Origin of the sequence: Neptuniibacter halophilus (assembly GCF_030295765.1) — a bacterium.
Taxonomy (GTDB): Bacteria; Pseudomonadota; Gammaproteobacteria; order Pseudomonadales; family Balneatricaceae; genus Neptuniibacter; species Neptuniibacter halophilus.
Genome location: NZ_AP027292.1, coordinates 582,111 through 601,249 on the forward strand (window position 1 = coordinate 582,111; position 19,139 = coordinate 601,249).

The 19,139-nt window shown below is 58.9% G+C and carries 16 protein-coding genes; all 16 read right to left on the bottom strand.

The window, feature by feature from the left end; genetic code table 11:
- Positions 1-82: 82 nt before the first annotated feature.
- Positions 83-1,165, bottom strand: a complete 1,083-nt coding sequence (locus tag QUD59_RS02660; RefSeq protein ID WP_286239410.1) for an aminotransferase class I/II-fold pyridoxal phosphate-dependent enzyme — start codon at positions 1,163-1,165, stop codon at positions 83-85.
- Positions 1,162-2,106 carry an adenosylcobinamide-phosphate synthase CbiB gene (cbiB, locus tag QUD59_RS02665; RefSeq protein WP_286239411.1) on the bottom strand — a complete coding sequence of 315 codons (945 nt, stop codon included), beginning with the start codon at positions 2,104-2,106 and terminating at the stop codon, positions 1,162-1,164. Before cbiB ends, QUD59_RS02660 begins: the two co-directional genes overlap by 4 nt.
- Entirely contained in the window at positions 2,103-3,590 is a 1,488-nt protein-coding gene (locus tag QUD59_RS02670; protein WP_286239412.1) for a cobyric acid synthase, read from the bottom strand. Before QUD59_RS02670 ends, cbiB begins: the two co-directional genes overlap by 4 nt.
- Positions 3,591-3,662: 72 nt before the next feature.
- Entirely contained in the window at positions 3,663-7,520 is a 3,858-nt protein-coding gene (gene cobN / locus QUD59_RS02675) for a cobaltochelatase subunit CobN (protein WP_286239413.1), read from the bottom strand.
- A 3-nt stretch (positions 7,521-7,523) separates the two neighbouring features.
- Positions 7,524-8,597 (bottom strand): cobalamin biosynthesis protein CobW, encoded by a 1,074-nt coding sequence (cobW, locus tag QUD59_RS02680; RefSeq protein ID WP_286239414.1) that lies wholly within the window; start codon positions 8,595-8,597, stop codon positions 7,524-7,526.
- A gap of 9 nt (positions 8,598-8,606) precedes the next feature.
- Entirely contained in the window at positions 8,607-9,389 is a 783-nt protein-coding gene (cobM, locus tag QUD59_RS02685; RefSeq protein WP_286239415.1) for a precorrin-4 C(11)-methyltransferase, read from the bottom strand.
- Complete coding sequence (gene cobJ, locus QUD59_RS02690) at positions 9,386-10,162, bottom strand: precorrin-3B C(17)-methyltransferase (protein WP_286239416.1); 777 nt, start codon at positions 10,160-10,162, stop codon at positions 9,386-9,388. Before cobJ ends, cobM begins: the two co-directional genes overlap by 4 nt.
- A 12-nt stretch (positions 10,163-10,174) precedes the next feature.
- Positions 10,175-10,975: a cobalt-precorrin 5A hydrolase gene (locus QUD59_RS02695; protein ID WP_286239417.1), complete on the bottom strand. Its 801-nt coding sequence runs from the start codon at positions 10,973-10,975 to the stop codon at positions 10,175-10,177.
- Positions 10,972-11,697: a precorrin-2 C(20)-methyltransferase gene (gene cobI / locus QUD59_RS02700; RefSeq protein WP_286239418.1), complete on the bottom strand. Its 726-nt coding sequence runs from the start codon at positions 11,695-11,697 to the stop codon at positions 10,972-10,974. The genes QUD59_RS02695 and cobI overlap by 4 nt, the downstream gene beginning before the upstream one ends.
- The gene (gene cbiE / locus QUD59_RS02705; RefSeq protein ID WP_286239419.1) at positions 11,694-12,965 is read right to left on the bottom strand and encodes a precorrin-6y C5,15-methyltransferase (decarboxylating) subunit CbiE; all 1,272 of its coding nucleotides are present in this window, start codon (positions 12,963-12,965) and stop codon (positions 11,694-11,696) included. Before cbiE ends, cobI begins: the two co-directional genes overlap by 4 nt.
- Complete coding sequence (locus QUD59_RS02710; protein ID WP_286239420.1) at positions 12,965-13,606, bottom strand: precorrin-8X methylmutase; 642 nt, start codon at positions 13,604-13,606, stop codon at positions 12,965-12,967. Before QUD59_RS02710 ends, cbiE begins: the two co-directional genes overlap by 1 nt.
- Positions 13,607-13,615: 9 nt before the next feature.
- Positions 13,616-14,386 carry a precorrin-6A/cobalt-precorrin-6A reductase gene (locus QUD59_RS02715; protein ID WP_286239421.1) on the bottom strand — a complete coding sequence of 257 codons (771 nt, stop codon included), beginning with the start codon at positions 14,384-14,386 and terminating at the stop codon, positions 13,616-13,618.
- Positions 14,383-15,498 carry a cobalt-precorrin-5B (C(1))-methyltransferase gene (locus tag QUD59_RS02720; protein ID WP_286239423.1) on the bottom strand — a complete coding sequence of 372 codons (1,116 nt, stop codon included), beginning with the start codon at positions 15,496-15,498 and terminating at the stop codon, positions 14,383-14,385. Before QUD59_RS02720 ends, QUD59_RS02715 begins: the two co-directional genes overlap by 4 nt.
- A gap of 9 nt (positions 15,499-15,507) precedes the next feature.
- Positions 15,508-16,848, bottom strand: coding sequence for a cobyrinic acid a,c-diamide synthase CobB (locus QUD59_RS02725; RefSeq protein ID WP_286239424.1), 1,341 nt, complete (start codon positions 16,846-16,848; stop codon positions 15,508-15,510).
- Positions 16,848-17,435: a cob(I)yrinic acid a,c-diamide adenosyltransferase gene (cobO, locus tag QUD59_RS02730; protein WP_286239426.1), complete on the bottom strand. Its 588-nt coding sequence runs from the start codon at positions 17,433-17,435 to the stop codon at positions 16,848-16,850. Before cobO ends, QUD59_RS02725 begins: the two co-directional genes overlap by 1 nt.
- 2 nt (positions 17,436-17,437) lie before the next feature.
- Positions 17,438-19,105, bottom strand: coding sequence for an ATP-binding protein (locus tag QUD59_RS02735; RefSeq protein ID WP_286239427.1), 1,668 nt, complete (start codon positions 19,103-19,105; stop codon positions 17,438-17,440).
- Positions 19,106-19,139: the final 34 nt, after the last annotated feature.

Genomic DNA, 19,139 nt, shown 5'->3' on the forward strand with positions numbered 1-19,139 from the left:
CACCGGGCTTTCTCCAACAAATAAACTTAAGATAACAACAATTTTACCGATTACAGATGATCAACGTCACTCCTGTGACAGATCAATCCACTGTAAAAATGTACTCACTTATAACCCGGCGCAGCTGTTCCAGCGCCGGACTATGATTCTGCTCAACCAGCCCGCTACGCAGCAGCGAAAACTGACTGTTCTTATCACCCTGCTCCGCAGCCGAAACCAGCCGCAGTAAAATGCCGCGTCGGGCAAAAAACAGATACACGGCTTCAGCCTGCTCAGATGGCAGCCGCCAACTGAGAAATAACCCTTCCTGCTGCAACGGTTGCGCATTCAGTTTACGCATCAGCGGTGCGAACAGTTCAGCAGTCAGGGCTGAGTTCTGCTCGATCTGCTGTCGGGCCTGCTGCTGCCAGCGGTGATCACTCAACGCAGCACAGGCAACCGCCTGCGCCGGGCCATTGACCGCCCAGGGACCGATGGTTTCCGCCAGAGCCGAACAGAGCTTCCCGGAACCGAAAGCAAAGCCCAGACGAATACCGGCCAGACCAAAAAATTTACCAAACGAACGTAAAACCAGCAGGTTGCCCAGATCCTGAAAACGCTGCGGTTGCGCCAGCAGGCTGCGTGCTGGCCAGAGATCGATAAATGCTTCATCGCAGATCAACACCCCCGGCTCCGGCAGACGCTCTGCCCAGCGACAGATCTGCTCAGGTTCAAAGCATAGACCACTGGGGTTGTTCGGGTTGATCAGCAGCAGATGAAACGCTTTCCCCTCACTCAACCACTGCTCAATGAACTCTGCCGCAGCCTGTGGATCATCTGCCGGATACATAGCTATCTCAGCGCCCGCCTGCTGCCAACTGGCCCGGTGTTCCTGATAGCCACAGGCAGGCAACAACACCGGCAGGCATGGCAGCAGATCGGGCAGCCGTTCAATCACCTGCTGAGTACCGCTGCAGGCAACACCCGACACTCCGTAATAACCTTTTACCGCTTCCCGGAACTGAGCGGACTGATAGGGCAGCCTCTGATATGCCTCTTCCGGCAGCGCTGGCAGCGGATAGGCCCGGGGGTTAATCCCGGTTGAGAGATCCAGCCACTGCGCCGGGTCGATCCCATAACGCTCGCTGGCACTGAACAGATCCCCCCCATGAATAAGCCAGCTCATAGCGGCGCTCCGTTTAAAGCCGCATTCAGGGCCAGCACCAGATAGAGCGTCACACACCAGAAAATCAGCACCCGGTTCACTAACCCACAGGCGTTGCGAATGCTGAGAGCGGAAGGCCGCTCTCCGGATTCCGGCCCCAGAGGCGGGCGCTGCTGTAACTCACCGTGGTAAACCGCAGCCCCGCCCAGTGAAACGTTCACCGCGCCGGCACCGGCCGCCATCACCGGCCCGGCATTCGGGCTTTTCCAGTCAGCCGCCTGCTGCCGCCAGCTACTCAGTGCAATCCGGGTCTGCCCCATCAGGGCATAACTCAGGGCGGTCAGCCGTGCAGGCAGATAGTTGAGCAGATCGTCCAGCCGCGCGGCACACCAGCCAAACCGGAGAAAACGCTCATTCTTATAACCCCACATAGCATCCAGTGTATTACTCAGACGATAGAGCACCACCCCGGGAATACCCAGCAGACAGAACCAGAAGATCGCCGCAAAGATTGCATCGGCACCGTTCTCCAGCACCGACTCAGTAGCAGCAGAGGCAACGGCCTCCTCGTCCAGTGCCGAGGTATCGCGGCTGACGATCATCCCGACGGCAGCTCTGGCCGCTTTCAGATCCCCTTGCTGCAGGGGTTCAGCAATCGCCAGTGCATGGCTCAGCAGACTCTGCCAGCCAATGGCCAGATACAGCACAACACCACCAATAACTGCCTGTAACACGGGGGTATCCGAGAGCCAGCAGGACAACAATCCAGCCAGCAGGGTCAGTGGCAGCACCGCCAGACACCAGGCCAGAACACCTCCGCGACGCTGCTCAGCCCCCCGATTAAATTGCCGTTCCAGACGGTTCGCCAGATTCCCGAAACCCACCAGCGGATGAAATCGCTTCGGCTCTGCCAGCAGATAATCCAGCAGCAGGGCCAGAATCAGGCTCAGTGCCAGACTCATGCCGGGCTCTCCACCGTCAGCAGCCGACACAATGCATCAACCGGGAGAACCGCTTCTACTGCATCTGCCAGACGGTTGATCTGTGCTTCGCGAAACGCCGGGTAATCAAACCCCTGCTGCTGTTCCAGCCCGGCCCAGTTAAGCAGCTCCTGCAACAGCTCCGGCTGGTCGAACAACCCATGCAGATAGCTGCCCAGTACCTGACCACCCGGATCGCGCACCCCATCAAAATAGCGCTCGCCATTGAGCTCCAGCTCAAACAGCGGCTGCTCAAGTGCCGGCCCCTGACTGACACCGGCATGAATCTCATAACCGCTCACCAGCACCTGCGTACCCCAGAGCTGACCGCTGACGTTACGCAGCGTTTTATTCCCGGTCAGCGTCGTTTCCATCGGCAGTATCCCCAGCCCTGCGCCGGAACCGGCAGCAGACTCGATCTGCTGCGGATCGTGAATCCACTCACCCAGCATCTGGTAACCACCACAGATGCCGATCAGCCGGCCAGCAAAGCGCAGATGGCGCTGAATAATCGCCTCCCAGCCCTGCTCTTTCAGCCACTGCAGATCACCCTGCACGTTCTTACTGCCCGGCAGTACAATCAGATCGGCACCGCTGAACTGCTGCGGATCACGGATAAACTCGCAATCCACCTGCGGATGCATGCGCAACACATCAAAGTCGGTATGATTACTGGCCCGTGGATAAAGTGGCACCACCACTTTCAAGGGTTGGCCCTGATCCCGCTTCTGCTGCTGATTGACCGCATCTTCCGCTTCGATATGCAGATTCGTCAGATAGGGAATCACCGCCAGCACCGGCACACCGGTGCGCTGTTCCAGCCACTCAAGACCGGGCTCTAACAGGCTGACATCACCACGGAAGCGGTTGATCACAAACCCCTTAACCCGGGCCTTTTCGCTGGCAGACAACAACTCGTAAGTTCCCAGCAGGTGCGCAAAAACGCCGCCGCGATCAATATCCGCGACGATAATCACCGGGCAATCAACCGCTTCGGCAAACCCCATATTGGCGATATCGTGTTCGCGCAGATTGATCTCCGCCGGGCTCCCCGCCCCTTCGACAATGACCGTCTGGTATTTCGCCTGCAACCGGCTGTGACTCGCCACCACCTCCTGCAAAAGGCCGGGTTTAAAGGCGTGATACTCGGTGGCTTTCATATTACCGATGGCGCGGCCATTAACGATCACCTGTGCACCGATATCACTGTTGGGTTTAAGCAATACCGGATTCATCTCGACTGATGGCGGCAGAAAGCAGGCCTCAGCCTGAACCGCCTGCGCCCGGCCGATCTCTCCGCCCTCAGCAGTCACCGCGCTGTTCAGTGCCATATTCTGGGGTTTAAAAGGTGCGACCCCGAAGCCGTGCCGGGCCAGAATCCGGCACAATGCGGTTACCAGAATACTCTTACCTGCATCCGATGTTGTGCCCTGAACCATCAGGGTGCGGGGGTTTCTGAACGGCATCAGTGAGCCGCTCCGACAAAGCTGAATCCAGCGTTTCTTAAAATCATTCCAGTCAGTTACTCAATAGGTTGTTCAGTGGCTCAGCTCTTGCTGTTCATCCAGCTCCAGCAACAGCTCCTGCAAACGTTCGGGATACTCACCCGGTTCCTGCCAGAGACCGCGCTGGGTCGCTTCCAGCAGCCGTTCCGCCATCTCCTCCAGCGCATGAGGATTGTGCTGCTGCAGAAATTCCCGGTTTTGCGGCTCAAACAGCAGAGTCTCAGTGACCTGCGCATACTGGTAATCCGCAATCAGGTTGGTGGTAGCATCGTAGGCAAACAGGTAATCAACGCTGGCGCTCATCTCAAAGGCACCCTTGTAGCCGTGCGCCTGCATACCGCTGATCCATTTCGGATTCAGCAACCGGGAGCGGATCACCCGGTTCAGTTCCTCTTTCAGGGTGCGGATTTTCGGCTTCTGCGGATTAGAGTGATCAGCGTGATACACCTGCGGCGCTTCACCCCGGTAAACTTCCACTGCGTTACTCATGCCACCCTGAAACTGGTAGTAATCATCCGAGTCGAGCAGATCATGCTCGCGGTTGTCCTGATTCTGAAGCACGGCCTCCAGTTGCGAAAGCTGATGCTGAAACGCCTGCGGCGCAGCAATACCATCACCTTGCTGATTACCATAGGCGTAGCCGCCCCAGTTCAGGTAAGCCTCGGCCAGATCACTTTTCTGCTCCCAGCAACGCTCATCGATCAGCCCCTGCAAGCCGGCCCCATAGGCTCCCGGCTTACTGCCGAAGACCCGGTACCCCGCTTCCAGCCGGGCCTGTTCTGCGCTCATCCCCTGTGCCTGCAACGCAGCCTGACGCGCCTCAATATTGCGGGCGATGGTATTGCCATCTCCCGGCTCTTCCAGCGCAGCGATCGCCTGCACCGCCGCATCATAGAGCTTCATCACATTAGGAAAAGCATCGCGGAAGAAACCGGAGACACGCAGGGTCACATCGACCCGTGGCCGGCCCAGTAACTGGCTGCTGAGGATCTCAAAATCCACCACCCGGTTGGAACCCGGTGCCCAGATCGGCCGGACTCCCATCAGTACAAACGCCTGAGCAATATCATCACCGCCGGTACGCATCGTAGCGGTACCCCAGACCGACAGGCCCAGAGTGCGCGGGTAATCACCGTGCTCCTGCAGATGCCGCGCAATCAGTACATCTGCTGAGCGCTGGCCGATCGCCCAGGCCGCAGGAGAGGGAATCGAACGGTTATCCACCGAATAGAAATTGCGCCCGGTGGGCAGGGTATCCAGCCGGCCACGGGTCGGTGCGCCACTCGGCCCCGGTGCCACAAACTGTCCCGCCAGCCCCTCCAGCAGAGAGCGGATCTCCAGCTCAACGCTCTGCTCGAGCGCCCGTTGAATCGTCGCTCTGGCATAAGTGAGCTGTCTCGCGGTGGATGGCAGGTCAGCCAGTTCAGACAACTCACCTTCCTGCAGTACGTAATCGATCACTAACTGTTGGGCCAGCAGTTCCAGACGCTCCCGGCAATCGGCCTCGCTGCGCCAGAGTGCCTCAGACTGTTGCTGCAGACGTTGCGGACGCGCTCCGTTCCAGTCACGGCTGCTCGCCTCCAGCGGGTTAAACCACTCACCGCTGTGCTGCAACTGCAGATCGGCGACCAGATTGTGCAGAATGCCCTGACTCTCTGCCGTCTCACCCCGGGGCAGACGCAACAGCGCCACCAGTGTATCGGCCAGTTTCCCGGTCTGCGGCAGTTCGCCGAGAATATGCAGGCCATGACGGATCTGCGCTTCTTTAATATCACAGAGGTAGGCATCGAGCTGGTTCAGCACCGTATCCGGATCGCCCGGATCAGCATCGCTCTGACAACTCAGGCCCAGCTCTTCCAGCAGATGGGTCTCAGCCACCTGCTTTAAAATCTCATCGCGCAGCCACTGCTGGCGTTTATCGTCCATCCCCATCGCCTGGTAGTATTCATCCACCAGCGTTTCCAGCCCGGCCAGTTCGCCGTAGGTCTCCGCCCGGGTCATGGGCGGCATCAGATGATCGATAATCACCGCCTGAGTACGCCGTTTCGCCTGCGCACCTTCACCCGGGTCGTTCACGATAAAGGGATAGAAATGCGGCAAAGGCCCCAGTGCAATATCCGGCCAGCACTCGGCTGAAAGAGCACTGCCCTTGCCCGGCAACCACTCCAGATTGCCATGCTTGCCGACATGGATCACCGCATCCACCCGGTAGCATTCACGCAGCCAGAAATAGAACGCCAGATAGCTGTGCGGCGGTATCAGATCGGGATCGTGGTAGTTGGCCTGCAGATCGATGTTGAAGCCCCGTGCCGGCTGGATCCCGACAAACGTTTCCCCCAACCGGATACCGGAAAGCATCAGCCGGCCATCACGGTACTTAAGATCCTGTTGCGGCAAACCCCAGCGTTGTATAACCGCCTGCTGACAGACCTCAGGCAAGGCGGCAAAACAGCGCTGATAATCCTCCAGCGCCATACTCTGCCAGCAGGGTAACTGATGCAGGGTGTTCGGGTTATTGGTTACCGCACCGAGCAGTTCCCGGATCAGGGCATCACCATCCGCCGGCAGCTCAGTCAGCGGATAACCTGCCTCCTGCAGTGCACGGAGGATGTTCAGCGCCGAAGCCGGGGTATCCAGCCCGACGCCATTGCCGATCCGGCCATCTTTGGTCGGGTAGTTCGCCATAATCATGGCGATCCGCTTTTCGGCGTTCGGTTTCGCAGCAAGATTTAAGAAGCCCCGCGCCAGCCGGGCGACAAACCCGGCCCGCTCCCGATGTAGCTGATAGCGCACCACCGACACCTGACTCAGTGGGTCGTAGCGATCCTCCGCTTTAAAGCTCAGTGCCCGGGTATGAATACGCCCGTCCATCTCCGGCAGTACCACCTGCATGGCAATATCACGGCTGCGCAGGCCCTGACTGTGATCCTGCCAGTCCTGCTCGGTACTGCTGGACAGCACCAGTTGCAATACCGGAACCGGCCGTACAAACGGCGAGTAAAACTCACTCGGCTGGGAGCAAAGGTCCGGACTCGCCACCGTATTCGAAGCAAAACCGGTGGTGTTGATGATCAACCCGGCCTGACTCTGCTCCAGCAGGGCATTTACCAGAGCCAGAGATTCTGCGTCTTTAAGCGAGGCCAGCGCCACCGGCAATGGCGTGACCCCGGCGCTGTACAATTCATCGATCAGTTGATCGAACATCCGGGTGTTACCGCTTTGCAGATGGCTGCGGTAAAACAGCAACAACGCGACGCAGCCCGCTTTCTGCTGTGGATAACGCTGCTGCCATTCGCTGTAAGAGGCCACCTGCACGCCCTGCCGGTTTTGCTGCGGCAGGTAGATCATGCATCTGGGCAGTGCCCTTGGCTCCTGCCAGCGCAGGGATTGCTGCAGGTACTCACTGCTGAGACAGTTCAGCAACTGCAGGCTGTTATCGATACCGCCCTCGCGCAGGTATCGCCAGATACGCAGCGCCTCGGCTTCACTCACTGACGAAGCACCGAACAACTCCGGGTCCGGGCTGTCATCACCGGGAACCACTATCAGCGTTCGTCCGGAGCCGGCCTGAGCCCACTGCTGCAGGCGCTCAAAGCCATAGCCCCAGTAGCTGGCACCGCCCAGCAGAGAGAGCACCACCACTTTTGCCTGTTCCAGCACTTTATGCTCATACAGGTCATAGGCGGCCGGTTTCAGAAGCTGCATCCAGTTGGCCAGCCGCAGGGTCGGCAGACCCTCCCCCTGCCCGGTATACAGACCTGCCGCATCCGCCAGCGCAGCCAGACTGCTGTCGGCTGCACAGAGGATGATCATATCGGCCGGGGTCTGGTTCAGGTCGATAATGCCTTCATCATCGACAAAACCACCGGGCTGGGCTGCAAGCAGGTGCATGGCTCAGATCTGTGCCTCAGCCAGCGCAGTGTGAATCACTGCTTCTTCGATCCCTTTACCGATAAACACCAACTGGGTTTTCGGCTGATCGTTGCCCCAGGGGCGGTCAAAATACACGTCGAGGCGTTTACCCACCGCCTGCAGTACCTGACGCATCGGTTTACCCGGCAGTGCTGCAAAGCCTTTAGCGCGGAAGATGTTGTAATCACTCAGCAGGCCTTTGAGGATGCCCTGCAGTTTGTCCGCATCCACCTCACCCAACGTGATAACAAAAGAATCGAAGTGATCATGGGCATGGTCGTGATCATGGCCGTGAGCATGGTGGTGATCGTGATGGTTATGTACCCCGTCGATGCGCTCTTCAGAGGCACTGTCCAGCCCCAACAGCACGTCCAGATCTGCTTCACCGTTGCTGATATAGGTGGTTTTAACCGCCGCCGGAACCCGGCCGGATACAACGCCCTGCACCTGTTCACGCTCAGTTTCACTGAGCAGGTCATTCTTGCTGACCACCACCAGATCGGCAGAGCTGAGCTGGTCTTCGAGCAGTTCTTTCAGACTCGGATCGTGATCCAGACTCTCATCCGCCAGACGCTGGGCCTGTACCTGTGCCTCATCATGGGCAAAGCGGCCCGCCGCGACGGCAGGGCCATCGATCACGGTGATCACCGCATCAACGGTGCAATGTTCTTTAATACCCGGCCAGTTAAACGCCTGTACCAGCGGTTTCGGCAGCGCCAGACCACTGGTTTCGATCAGGATATGATCGATATCATCCCGCCGCTCCACCAGTTGCTGCATCACCGGCAGGAACTCCTCCTCTACGGTGCAGCAGATACAGCCATTGGCCAGTTCATAGATACCGTTTTCGCCTTCAGCCTGCGCCGCACTCTCATCCTCACAATCCAGCGGGCAACTGCGCAGCAGGTCGGCATCAATATCCAGCTCGCCGAACTCATTCACGATCACAGCGATACGCTTACCCGCCGCCTGCTTGAGTACATTAGACAGCAGCGTGGTTTTACCGCTGCCAAGAAAACCGGTGACTACGGTCGTAGGGATCTTATTCAGTTGCATGATCGTTACTCAGTTCTCAATCGATTGGGGTTTGTGTTGTTTACGCCGGTAGACGTGGGCCTGATCCTTGTCGTACAGATAAGAATCGGCAAAATCATCGCTGTCCAGTACATGCCCGACCAGAATCAGCGCCGTACGGGTAAAGCCCTTCTCACGCACTTTGGCGACGATATCTTTCAGGGTACCGGTAACCTTGTCCTGATCCGGCCAGGAGCTGCGATAGCAGACCGCCACCGGGCAATCTTCGCCATAGTGCGGTATCAGCTCTTCAACAATTTTGTGAATGCGGGTCACGCCGAGATGGATCGCCAGTGTTGCACCACTCTGCGCTAACTGGGGTAACCGCTCCCGCTCCGGAAACGGGGTTTTTCCCTCGTAGCGGGTCATGATGATGGTCTGCGAGACACCGGAGAGGGTCAGCTCTTTCTTCAGGTAAGCTGCCGACGCGGCCACCGCAGAGACACCGGGAATCACCTCATAGTCAACGCCTTCGGCATCGAGACGGCGCATCTGCTCGCCAATCGCGCCATACAGCGCCGGATCACCGCACTGCAGCCGGGCGACATCCTGCCCCTTTGCATGGGCTTGCAGCATATGCGCGGTAATCTGTTCCAGATCGATGCACGAGGTATCGATGATCTTTTCTGCCGTCGTCTCGACCGATTCCAGCACCTCTCGTGGAATCAGCGAACCCGCGTACAGAACCACCGGGCACTGCTGCAGGATGCGCTGCCCTTTCAGAGTCATCAGCTCCGGGTCACCCGGGCCTGCGCCGATAAAATAAACCGTCATAGCTTTTTACTGTAACCCCGCGGAGTATAAACCCACTCTTTACTGCCGTTGATAATATGCCGTGACTCACTGTTGCCGACGCTGACCAGCGTGAACATATCCACATCCTTCGCGTCCAGCTCTGCCAGCGTGATAATCCGTACCGACTCGTCGTCACGGGTCAACTGCCGGCCCAGCAGTACCGGGGTTTCCGCCGGACGATACTGCAGCAAAATATCCCGCGCCCGGTTTAGCTGCCAGTCGCGCTTTTTTGAGACTGGATTGTAAAAGGACACCACAAAGTCACCGGCACCGGCACTGTGAATCCGTTTTTCGATGGTCTTCCAGGGGGTCAGCAAGTCCGACAGGGAGATGGTGCAGAAATCATGGCCCAGCATCGCGCCAACCCGACTCGAACCCGCCTGCATTGCAGAGATACCGGGAATCACCTCAATCTCAACATCCAGCCACTGAGGGTTATTTTCACGCCCCTGCAGTTGCTGATCGAGCAGTTCAAACACCAGCGTCGCCATGGCATAGATACCGATATCCCCACTGGATATCAGCGCGGTGGTTTTGCCTCCGGCAGCCAGATCCAGTGCCAGACGGGCACGGCCTATCTCTTCACCCAATGGCAGATCATGGTGCTGTTTACCGTCGCAAACCTCGCCAAGCAGATCGAGGTAGAGGCCATAAGCTACCAGATCGGAGCTGGCCGCAATCGCCTGCAGCGCTTTCGGTGCCACCAGTTGAGCATCACCCGGGCCGGTGCCCACTACAAATAACTGAGTCATCAATCTCTCTTCTTAATTCTGTTTCCGGGCAGGATCAGCGCCGTTTGCGCCGTCATCTCCGGGATAAAACCGTGCAATCGCGCAGGTTGCCCTGGCGGTTTTCTGTTTGTTCAGTAACAGCTCGGCAGGGTTGCCACCTAGCTGCCGGGCCGTGAAAAGCGCAGCGGATTCTGCCACACCATGCACCCCTACCGTTCTGAACACATATTCGGAGCGGGTGCTAAGACGCGCATCTTCCTCATTCAGTTGCGCTGCATTCCAGGTTTTAAAGGGCAATCCCAGTTTCTCAGCCAGCGCGATCAGGCCCACTTCATCCGCTTTAATATCAATACTGCTGAGCGCCTCGACCTGTTCAGGCTGGAGCCCTGCCTGCTGCAGACAGTCACGGTACAGCGCTTCCAGATGCGCCAGCGGACAACCGCGCTCACAGCCCATCCCCACCGTATACCGCGGGTGCAGATAATTGCAGGCGCTGGTGATGACCGGCTCGCCGCCTGTCAGTTGCGCCACTTCCAGCGCCCAGTGATTGGCTCCGCCCTCATGCCCGGAGAGCAGCGGGATCACATAACGTCCCTGCTCATCCAGCACCAGCACCGCCGGATCACGGTATTTATCCTCAAGAACCGGTGCCAGAGTACGCATCACAATCCCCGTGGCACAGATAAAGATCAGCCGGTCACCGGCCTGAAAAAAAGCCTGTACCTGCCCGGTAAAAGGCTGCGGTTTATAACAGAGTTGCGCCGCTGGCAGCAAACCGGTCAGCCGCTCAGCCAACTGCCGGCCCGGCTCGGTCAGGGCGATAACCCGGATCATCGGCTCTGCCTCTCTCGACGATTGATTACAAACAGCGAGAAGTAAGGCCCGCGCTTTGCTTCCAGTTCGCTGATATCGGTCACAACACGCTGATTCTCCCGACCGATATATTCCAGATAACAGGCATCGCCGCTACGACCACTTTGCTGCAACAGCGCCAGAATTCTCGGCCGGGCCTGTCCTGCTTTCATAATCACCAGTGAGTCATGCTGTTGCAGCGCATGCAGAATCTGTGCATCCGTATGCCGACCGCTGAGCACCGCAAAGGACTCTTTGAGCATCGTCAGGGGCTGAACCAGCGTGGCAGCCGCCGCGTTCACCGAGGTGATGCCCGGCACCACTTCGCAGCCAAACCGATCCTGCAACCGCTCCAGCAGGTAGCTGAACGAGCCGAAAAACAGCGGATCGCCCTCACAGAGGAAAACCACATCCAGCCCCTGCTCCAGCCGGGCACTGATCTCCAGTGCCGCCTGATCGTAAGCCTGATTAGCCGCACTGCGCTCAGTCAGCATCGGCATAGGTACCGGAATCTCAATCTGTGCCGCCGTTGCCGATTCCAGCGCCAGTGAGGCGATATCTCTGGCCTGAGAGTCGCCCCGGTCATTCACCAGATAACTGATCACATCGGCACTCTGAATCAGCCGCCAGGCTTTCACCGTCAGTAGTTCCGGATCACCGGGGCCGACGCCAACGCCGATAAAACGGCCTTTCACCAGATTCATGGCGCGACCTCGCTGCCGGTTTTCATCCAGCGAAACAGGCTCACCGGCAGATTCGGCCGATACAGCAGCTGACCTGCCAGTGTCTCGCCCCGGCTCACCGCCAGTTGCAGGGTCTCCTGCTCGGCGTCGGCCATATTTCTGCGCAACTGACTGAACTCCAGCAATTGCTGTTTACTGTGCTCGGTCACCGCACTGGCCACCAGCACACCACGTTCAGGCAACTGAGCCCAGACCTGTTGCAGCAGTTGCGCAAGTTCACCATCACTGCCGCCGATAAAGACTTTATCCGCCGGTGCCAGCCCCTGCATCGCCTCGGGGGCACGGCCAGCGACAATATTCAGATTGCTCACCACACCAAAGCGTTTGCGGTTGGCTTCGAGACAGGCCAGCCGCTGGGGATGGTGCTCAATCGCATCCACCTGTGCCTGCGGTTGCCAGTAAGCCAGTTCGACCGCCACACCACCGCAACCGGCACCGATATCCCGGACCCGCTCTCCGGGGTTCAGCTGCAACAGGGAGAGGATCGCCAGACGCACTTCGCGTTTGCTGATCATCCCCTTGCCCGGTTGTTCATTGTCGGTAATAAAGTGCTGATCCGGGATGCCGGGAAAGCCCGGCAGATAGCCGCGGTTCTCTCCGGGTTCGAGCAGGGTCAGATGTAGCGGGTCAAATTCAGGCGGGCTGTTTTGCAACTCAGACACCGTAAAACGCCGGATCTGCTCCTGGGGATAGCCCAGATTTTCCAGCACGGTGAGTTGTGCCTGTGGAAAACCCGTTTCGCTGCAGAGCTGTGCCAGATGCGCCGGCTGGCTGTTTTTATCGGTAAGAATCAGCAGGTTCTGCTGCTGGCGGAGCCGGGTTTTCAGCTTTTCCAGCGGTCGGCCGTGCAGGCTGAGCACCTCCATATCCTGAAGCGCCAGCCCCAACCGATGACAGGCCGCCTGCAAACTGGACACCGCCGGGTGAAACGTCAGCGACGCCTCCGTAAACTCGCGGCTGAACCAGCGGCCGATCCCGTAAAACAGCGGATCACCTGAAGCGAGCACCACAACCCGGCCTGATGTCTGCTGCAGCTCTGCTTTCAGCTCACTCAGTTTTGGCAGCAGCCAGCATTCGGTCTGGGCAGAAATCAGACCCGCAACGACCTCCAGTTGCCTGACAGAGCCGATCACGACTTCCGCCTGCCGTAAGGTATTACGGGCCGATATATTCAGCTCCGCCTCGGCGCTGACGCCCAAACCGATCACATCGATCTGTAACTCGCTCATCAGTAATACTCCCCACGATTACATCGCAGCAAGGCATTACAACTGGCGGCAGACACCGCACTGCCGCCCTGCCGGCCGAGCAGAGTGATACACTCCAGTCCGAGCTGCCGGTGCAGCTCCCACAAAGCCTGCTTCGATTCCGCCGCACCGACAAAGCCGACCGGCATACCTATAATCAGTGCCGGCTTATCTGCCCCCTGCCGGATCATCTCCAGCAGACGAAACAGCGCAGTCGGCGCATTACCAATCACCACCACGCTGCCCGCCAGCCTGTCACGCCACAGTTCCAGTGCCGCCATAGAACGGGTTTCGCCACGGCTACGGGCTATCTCAGCGGCTTGCGGATCGTTCAGATAGCAGTGCGGCGGCCGGGAGATCATCCGTTTGGTAATCCCCTGCTTAACCATCTCCACATCACAGAGAATCGGACACCCGGCCGCCAGCGCGGCCATCCCGGTGTCGCAGGCCGATTCGCTGAAACGCACCTGATCCGCGAGCTCCGGCATGCCCAGACTGTGCACAATGCGCATCACGACCTGCTGCTGTTCACGGCTGAACGCACTCAGGTCGGTCAGTTGGCGGATCTGGCGGAAACTTTCCTGCTCAATCGCCTGTGGATTCATTTCGTAATCGAAGCTCACAATGCTCTCTTAATCTGTGTTATGACAATAGGCCGCTACGGCGGCGGCACAACGCTCAATCGTATGGAACAGCCGATCTGCCGGCGGCAGCTCAGGCCGCTCCAGCATAAATACCTCAATACCCAGCTCACGGGCGGCACTCAGCTTCGCCTGCGTAGCCGCACCTCCGCTGTTTTTACTGATCAGCAGATCAGTCTTATATTGCTGCAGCAACGCCCGCTCCTGTTCCAGCCGGAACGGGCCGATCGCTTTCAGCCACTGCATGGCTGAATGAAGCTCCGCCTGCGGTGGTGCCGCGGTACGCAACACCTGTTGCTGAGCGTTACTCTGAGCCTGCGCTGCGAGCCAGTCGATATCGGCCTGCGTCAGTTGCCCGGCAGTCAGCAGAATAGAACGGTAGTCCCGGGTTGCCCGCAGCAGTGCCTGCCAGTCGCTGAACAAACGCCAGCGATCGCCCTCACCGGCCTGCCAGGGTTCCCGGTGAAAGCGCCAGCAGGGAATCCCCCGTGCTCTGGCACTGGTCAGCGCCGTTGTACTCATCTGACAGGCAAAGGGATGGGTCACATCCAGCAGCAGGTCGATCTGCCCGGCATCCAGATAAGCCGTGAGCCCCCCCCGCTTTGAGAACCCGCCACTGATCACCTCACAGGGCAGTTCGGGAATCCTGACCAGACCCGCCACACTGTAGATCAGCCGGTGGCTGGCCAGCAGCCCGGACTGATCCAGTGCCTGTACCAGTTTACGTGCATCGGAGGTGCCACCCAGCAGCAAAATATTCATTCCCTGACTCCGGCATGCCCGACAAACTCACCCTTACGATCAGTGGCCCAGACCTCGATCTGCAACTGCGGCTGAGTCTTATGCACAACCTTCTCCGCTGCTTGCAGCGCCTGTTTACACACTTCGCCCGCCAGATCCACAGCCGCATCCTGACACCAGCGCAACACCTCCATACTGGTATTGGCCTGCAGGATACGACGCTGTAATGCCTGATCTGCACCGGCGCTGGCAGCAAGCCCGGCAATCTGTTTAAAGTCGATACTGGAGCTGCGGCTGTTCAGATCCATATGCCCGTTGGCCAGTTTGGTCAACTTGCCAAACCCTGCACAGATCGTCAGCCGGGTCACCGGTGCCTGACGCAGGTGCTTGAGCAACGCGCCGACAAAATCCCCCATCTCAATCAGTGCCATCTCATCCAGCCCGTAATGCTGGCGAATCGCCTGCTCGCTGGTACTGCCGGTAGTAGCAGCAATATGCTCGATGCCGTTAGCCCGGGCGACATCAACACCCTGCCGGATCGAAGCGATATAAGCGGCACAGGAGTACGGCCGGACAATGCCGGTGGTGCCCAGAATCGACAGACCGCCAATGATCCCCAGCCGGGGATTCATGGTTTTCAGGGCAATGGTTTCCCCCTGCTCCACCCCGACAGAAACCTCAAAGCCACCTTCATAGGCGTATACCTGCGCCGCATTTTCCAGATGCTGCATCATCATCTGCCGTGGTACCGGATTGATCGCCGGCTCACCCACGGCCAGCACCAGCCCCTCACGGGTGACGGTGCCGACACCGGCAGCAGGCTTAAACACCACCCCCGGTTCCGGCATCAGTCTCAGCTCAACAAACACCGTTGCGCCGTGGGTCACGTCCGGGTCATCTCCGGCATCTTTAATCGTCGCCGTGCGTATCCCCTCAACAGCCTCATTCAACGCTTTGTACCCGGTAATCTCCAGTTCAACCCGTTGCCCGCGCGGCAGCAGCACTTCGACCCGGTCTGGCTGCTTACCCGCCAGCAAAGCCTGTGCCGCGGCGACACAACAGGCGGTCGCACAGCAGCCGGTCGTCAGCCCGCTGCGCAGTTCCTGTTGCTGTTCGCTGGATTCAGGCCACATAAGAAAACCTCAGCTCGCCGCCGATTGGAAAACTGCGCTCTCTGCGCCAAACAACGCCGCGATCGCTTCCGGGTTGGAGGCAAAAAACAGATGCAGGTAGCTGGCGGTCAGACCGCGATCACGGTAGATCGCCTCGCCCGGTGCCGGATGCCGCTGACGGCGACCATGAGCAATCGGATCGGCGGTGCCTGCACTGCGTGAGCGGTGATGGGCGTGCGCCTGAACCTCGCCCTCCGGCAACATCGCCGTCTGCATTCCCTGACATCCACGCTTGCCGCGCATCGCCCCCTGCCCCTGCAGCAAAGCCGTCATCGGGTAGGTGTTCCCCTCCAGATCGGTGAGTTGCTCCAGGCAGTAAAGAAAACCGCCGCACTCCGCCAGAATCGGCTTACCTTCAGCGTGAAACGCCTGCAGTTGTTGCCGCATTGCGCTGTTCTCAGACAGCGCCCGGGCATGCAGTTCCGGATACCCGCCCGGCAACCAGAGCGCATCGGCCTCCGGCAGTTGTGTATCTGCCAGTGGCGAGAAGAAACTCAGCTCCGCGCCCATCTCCCGCAGCAGGCGCACATTAGCATCGTAAATAAAACTGAAAGCCTGATCCCGGGCGATCGCTATCCGCTTGCCGCTCAGCCGTGGTGCCACCTCCGGCAGTTCCGCCGGGGTAAATTCAACAGCGGCGGGCAGTTCGGTGAGCGCGTTCGGCTCTGCTAACGGGCCTTTGATCCACTCGGCACCCAGCTTGAAACAGTGCTCCAGCTCGTCGGTCACCTCCGCCGCCTGCACCAGCCCCAGATGACGTTCCGGCAGTGCGATCTCCGGGTCACGGGCGAGGGTGGCCAGCAGGGGCAGGGAATCCGGCAGTGCATCACGGATCAGTTGCGCATGGCGCTCGGTGCCGCAGTTATTGGCGATCAGACCGGCAATCCGGATATCACTGCGATAACCCGCCAGCCCCATCGCCAGTGCAGCGGCAGTCTGGGCCATCCCTTTAACGTTCATCACAATCGCCATCGGGATATTGAACCGTGCCGCGAGATCGGCACTGGAGGGCTCACCGTCAAACATCCCCATGGCGCCCTCGACCAGAATCAGATCCGCGCTGCGGGCCGCTTCGTAAAGTTTCTGCCGGCAGTAGTTCTCACCCGCCATCCACAGGTCGAGTTGCTCCACATCCTGCCCGCTGGCCTGAGCCAGAATCTGCGGGTCGAGGTAATCCGGTCCTGTTTTGAAAACCCGTACCACTTTGCCCTGATCACGGAAATACCGCGCCAGTGCCGCGGTAATGGTGGTTTTGCCTTCGCCGGAGCTCGGCGCTGTGAGAAACAACGCCGGACAGTGTACAGCCGTCATCAGAATTCGATCCCCGCCTGCGCCTTAACCCCGAGGCGGAACGCATGCCGCTCATCGCGGATACTGCTGATGGTATCGGCAATCTCTTCCAGCCCTTCCGGCATTACCCGGCCGGTAATCATCACATGCTGGTTTTCCGGCCGATTTTTCAACGCCTCAATCACCGGCTCCAGCGGCAGGTATTTATACTTGAACATGTAACTCAGCTCATCGAACACCAGCATCTCGTAGCGCTCATCCGCCAGCAGTTGCTCCGCCACGGCCCAGGCTTTTTCAGCCGCAGCGATATCCTGCGTTTTATCCTGTGTTTCCCAGGTGAAACCGTGTCCCATCACGTGCCAGTCGATCAGCTCATGATTGCGGAACAACTTGTATTCACCGGTTTCAGTACGACCTTTAACAAACTGAATAACCGCCGCCCGTTTGCCATGACCCACACAGCGCGCCATGGTGCCAAACGCGGAGCTGCTTTTACCCTTGCCGTTACCTTTCAGCAGGATCAGTACCCCACGCTCTTCGGTGGCTTTGGCGATTCGCTCATCGATCACCGCTTTCTTTTTTGCCATTCGTTCCTGATGGGTTTTCATCTTCAGGCTCCTGCCAGTGCAAAGTAGGCCGCATTTAATTCTGCTGCAAAACGGCGGCCCCGACCCCGTTTTACCTGACTCAGTTCGGTATCGATCCAGATCAGATCAGCCCCCAGCTCAATTCCCTCAAGAGAGCTGCTGCTGCGGCCATCCGACAGGACATAACAACGTACCTGTAGTTCCGGCTGCTGTTTGCGCAACTGTTGCAGATAATCCCGCGCCTGCAAAAACGCCTGACGCATCGGCGTGCCACCACCGGCACCCAGATTATCCAGCCAGCTACGCAGCTCCTTGGGCGCCCGTACCCGCGACAGCAGGTTCTCCACCTGACTGTTCCCGAAACCAAACAGGGCGATCTGCTGACGCTTCAGGTAGGCCTGCTCAGAGATCTGCAACAGGGCCGCCTTAGCATGGGCAAAAGCACTGCCCTGCAGTGTAGAAGCCGAGGTATCCAGCAGCACCAGATGCAGGCAATCCCGGCCGAGGCGTTGCTGCCGGTAGCGTAACTGCTGAGGCGGCCAGTTGGGCAGGCTGCCCAGCAGGGTTTTAAACCAGTCTGGCCGGCTGCTCTTAACAGGGCTCGCCTGACTACCACTCCCCTGCCGCTTCGCCGGCTCGGGTTCTGGCAGGATCAGCTCCACCCGCTCAGCGGTTTTCTGCTGCTGCGGTGGCATCGCCCCCCACTCGCCCTGCGCCGATGCCGGCTGCTGAGTGTTCTCCGGTCGTTTAAACGGAGAACCGGAAGGCGGCTCTGGTGGCGGTGGTTGTGAAGGTTTCTGTTGCGAAGGAGGCGCTTTGCGCCGATGCGCCAGCACCAGCTCCTCAACCGCATCGATATCACTCATCTGTACCGCACTGCGCTGCTCAAGCGCGGCGTGAGCCAGTGCTGCACGGAACCAGACGATATCAGCACGTAGTCCGTCGACCTGCGCTTCGCTGCATCGTTCTGCGATGCTCAGACGCAGGGCATCGCTGCACTCAACGGCGCTGAGCTGCTGCCGGGCTGACAGAATCTGCTGAATCAGTGCCGCCTGCTGTGATGCATAGCTGTGCAGGAACGCCTGCGGATTACGGTCAAACTGTTCCCGGCGTTTAACGATCTCAACCCGCTCGGCCGGGGTGTACTGATTACTCAGGTCCACCGACAGACCAAACCGGTCATGCAACTGAGGCCGCAGTTCGCCTTCGTCCGGGTTCATGGTGCCAACCAGCAGAAACTCCGCCCGGTGGGAGTGGCTGATCCCATCCCGCTCAACCCGGTTGACGCCAGAAGTTGATACATCCAGCAGCAGATCAACCAGATTATCCGGCAGCAGATTCACCTCATCCACATAGAGCACGCCCCCATGGGCGCGACTCAGCAAGCCCGGGCTGAACTGTATTTTTTTCTCATTCAGTACCTGCGCCAGATCCAGTGTACCCAGCAACATCTCTTCGCTGGCACCCAGCGGCAGGGTCACAAACTCAGCCGGTACCTGCTGCTCACCTTCGGCCTGCTGATGAGCCGGCAACAGATCCGCCATGCCCCGCGCCAGTGTCGACTTGGCACTGCCACGTGGCCCGCTGATCACAACTCCGCCAATCGCCGGATTAATCGCCGCCAGCATCAGCGCCAGCTTAAATTCTGTCTGCCCGCAGACTGCGGTAAATGGGTAATGAGCTTTACTCATCCTGCTACCTTCAGGTTCCCGCCACGGCGGGAAC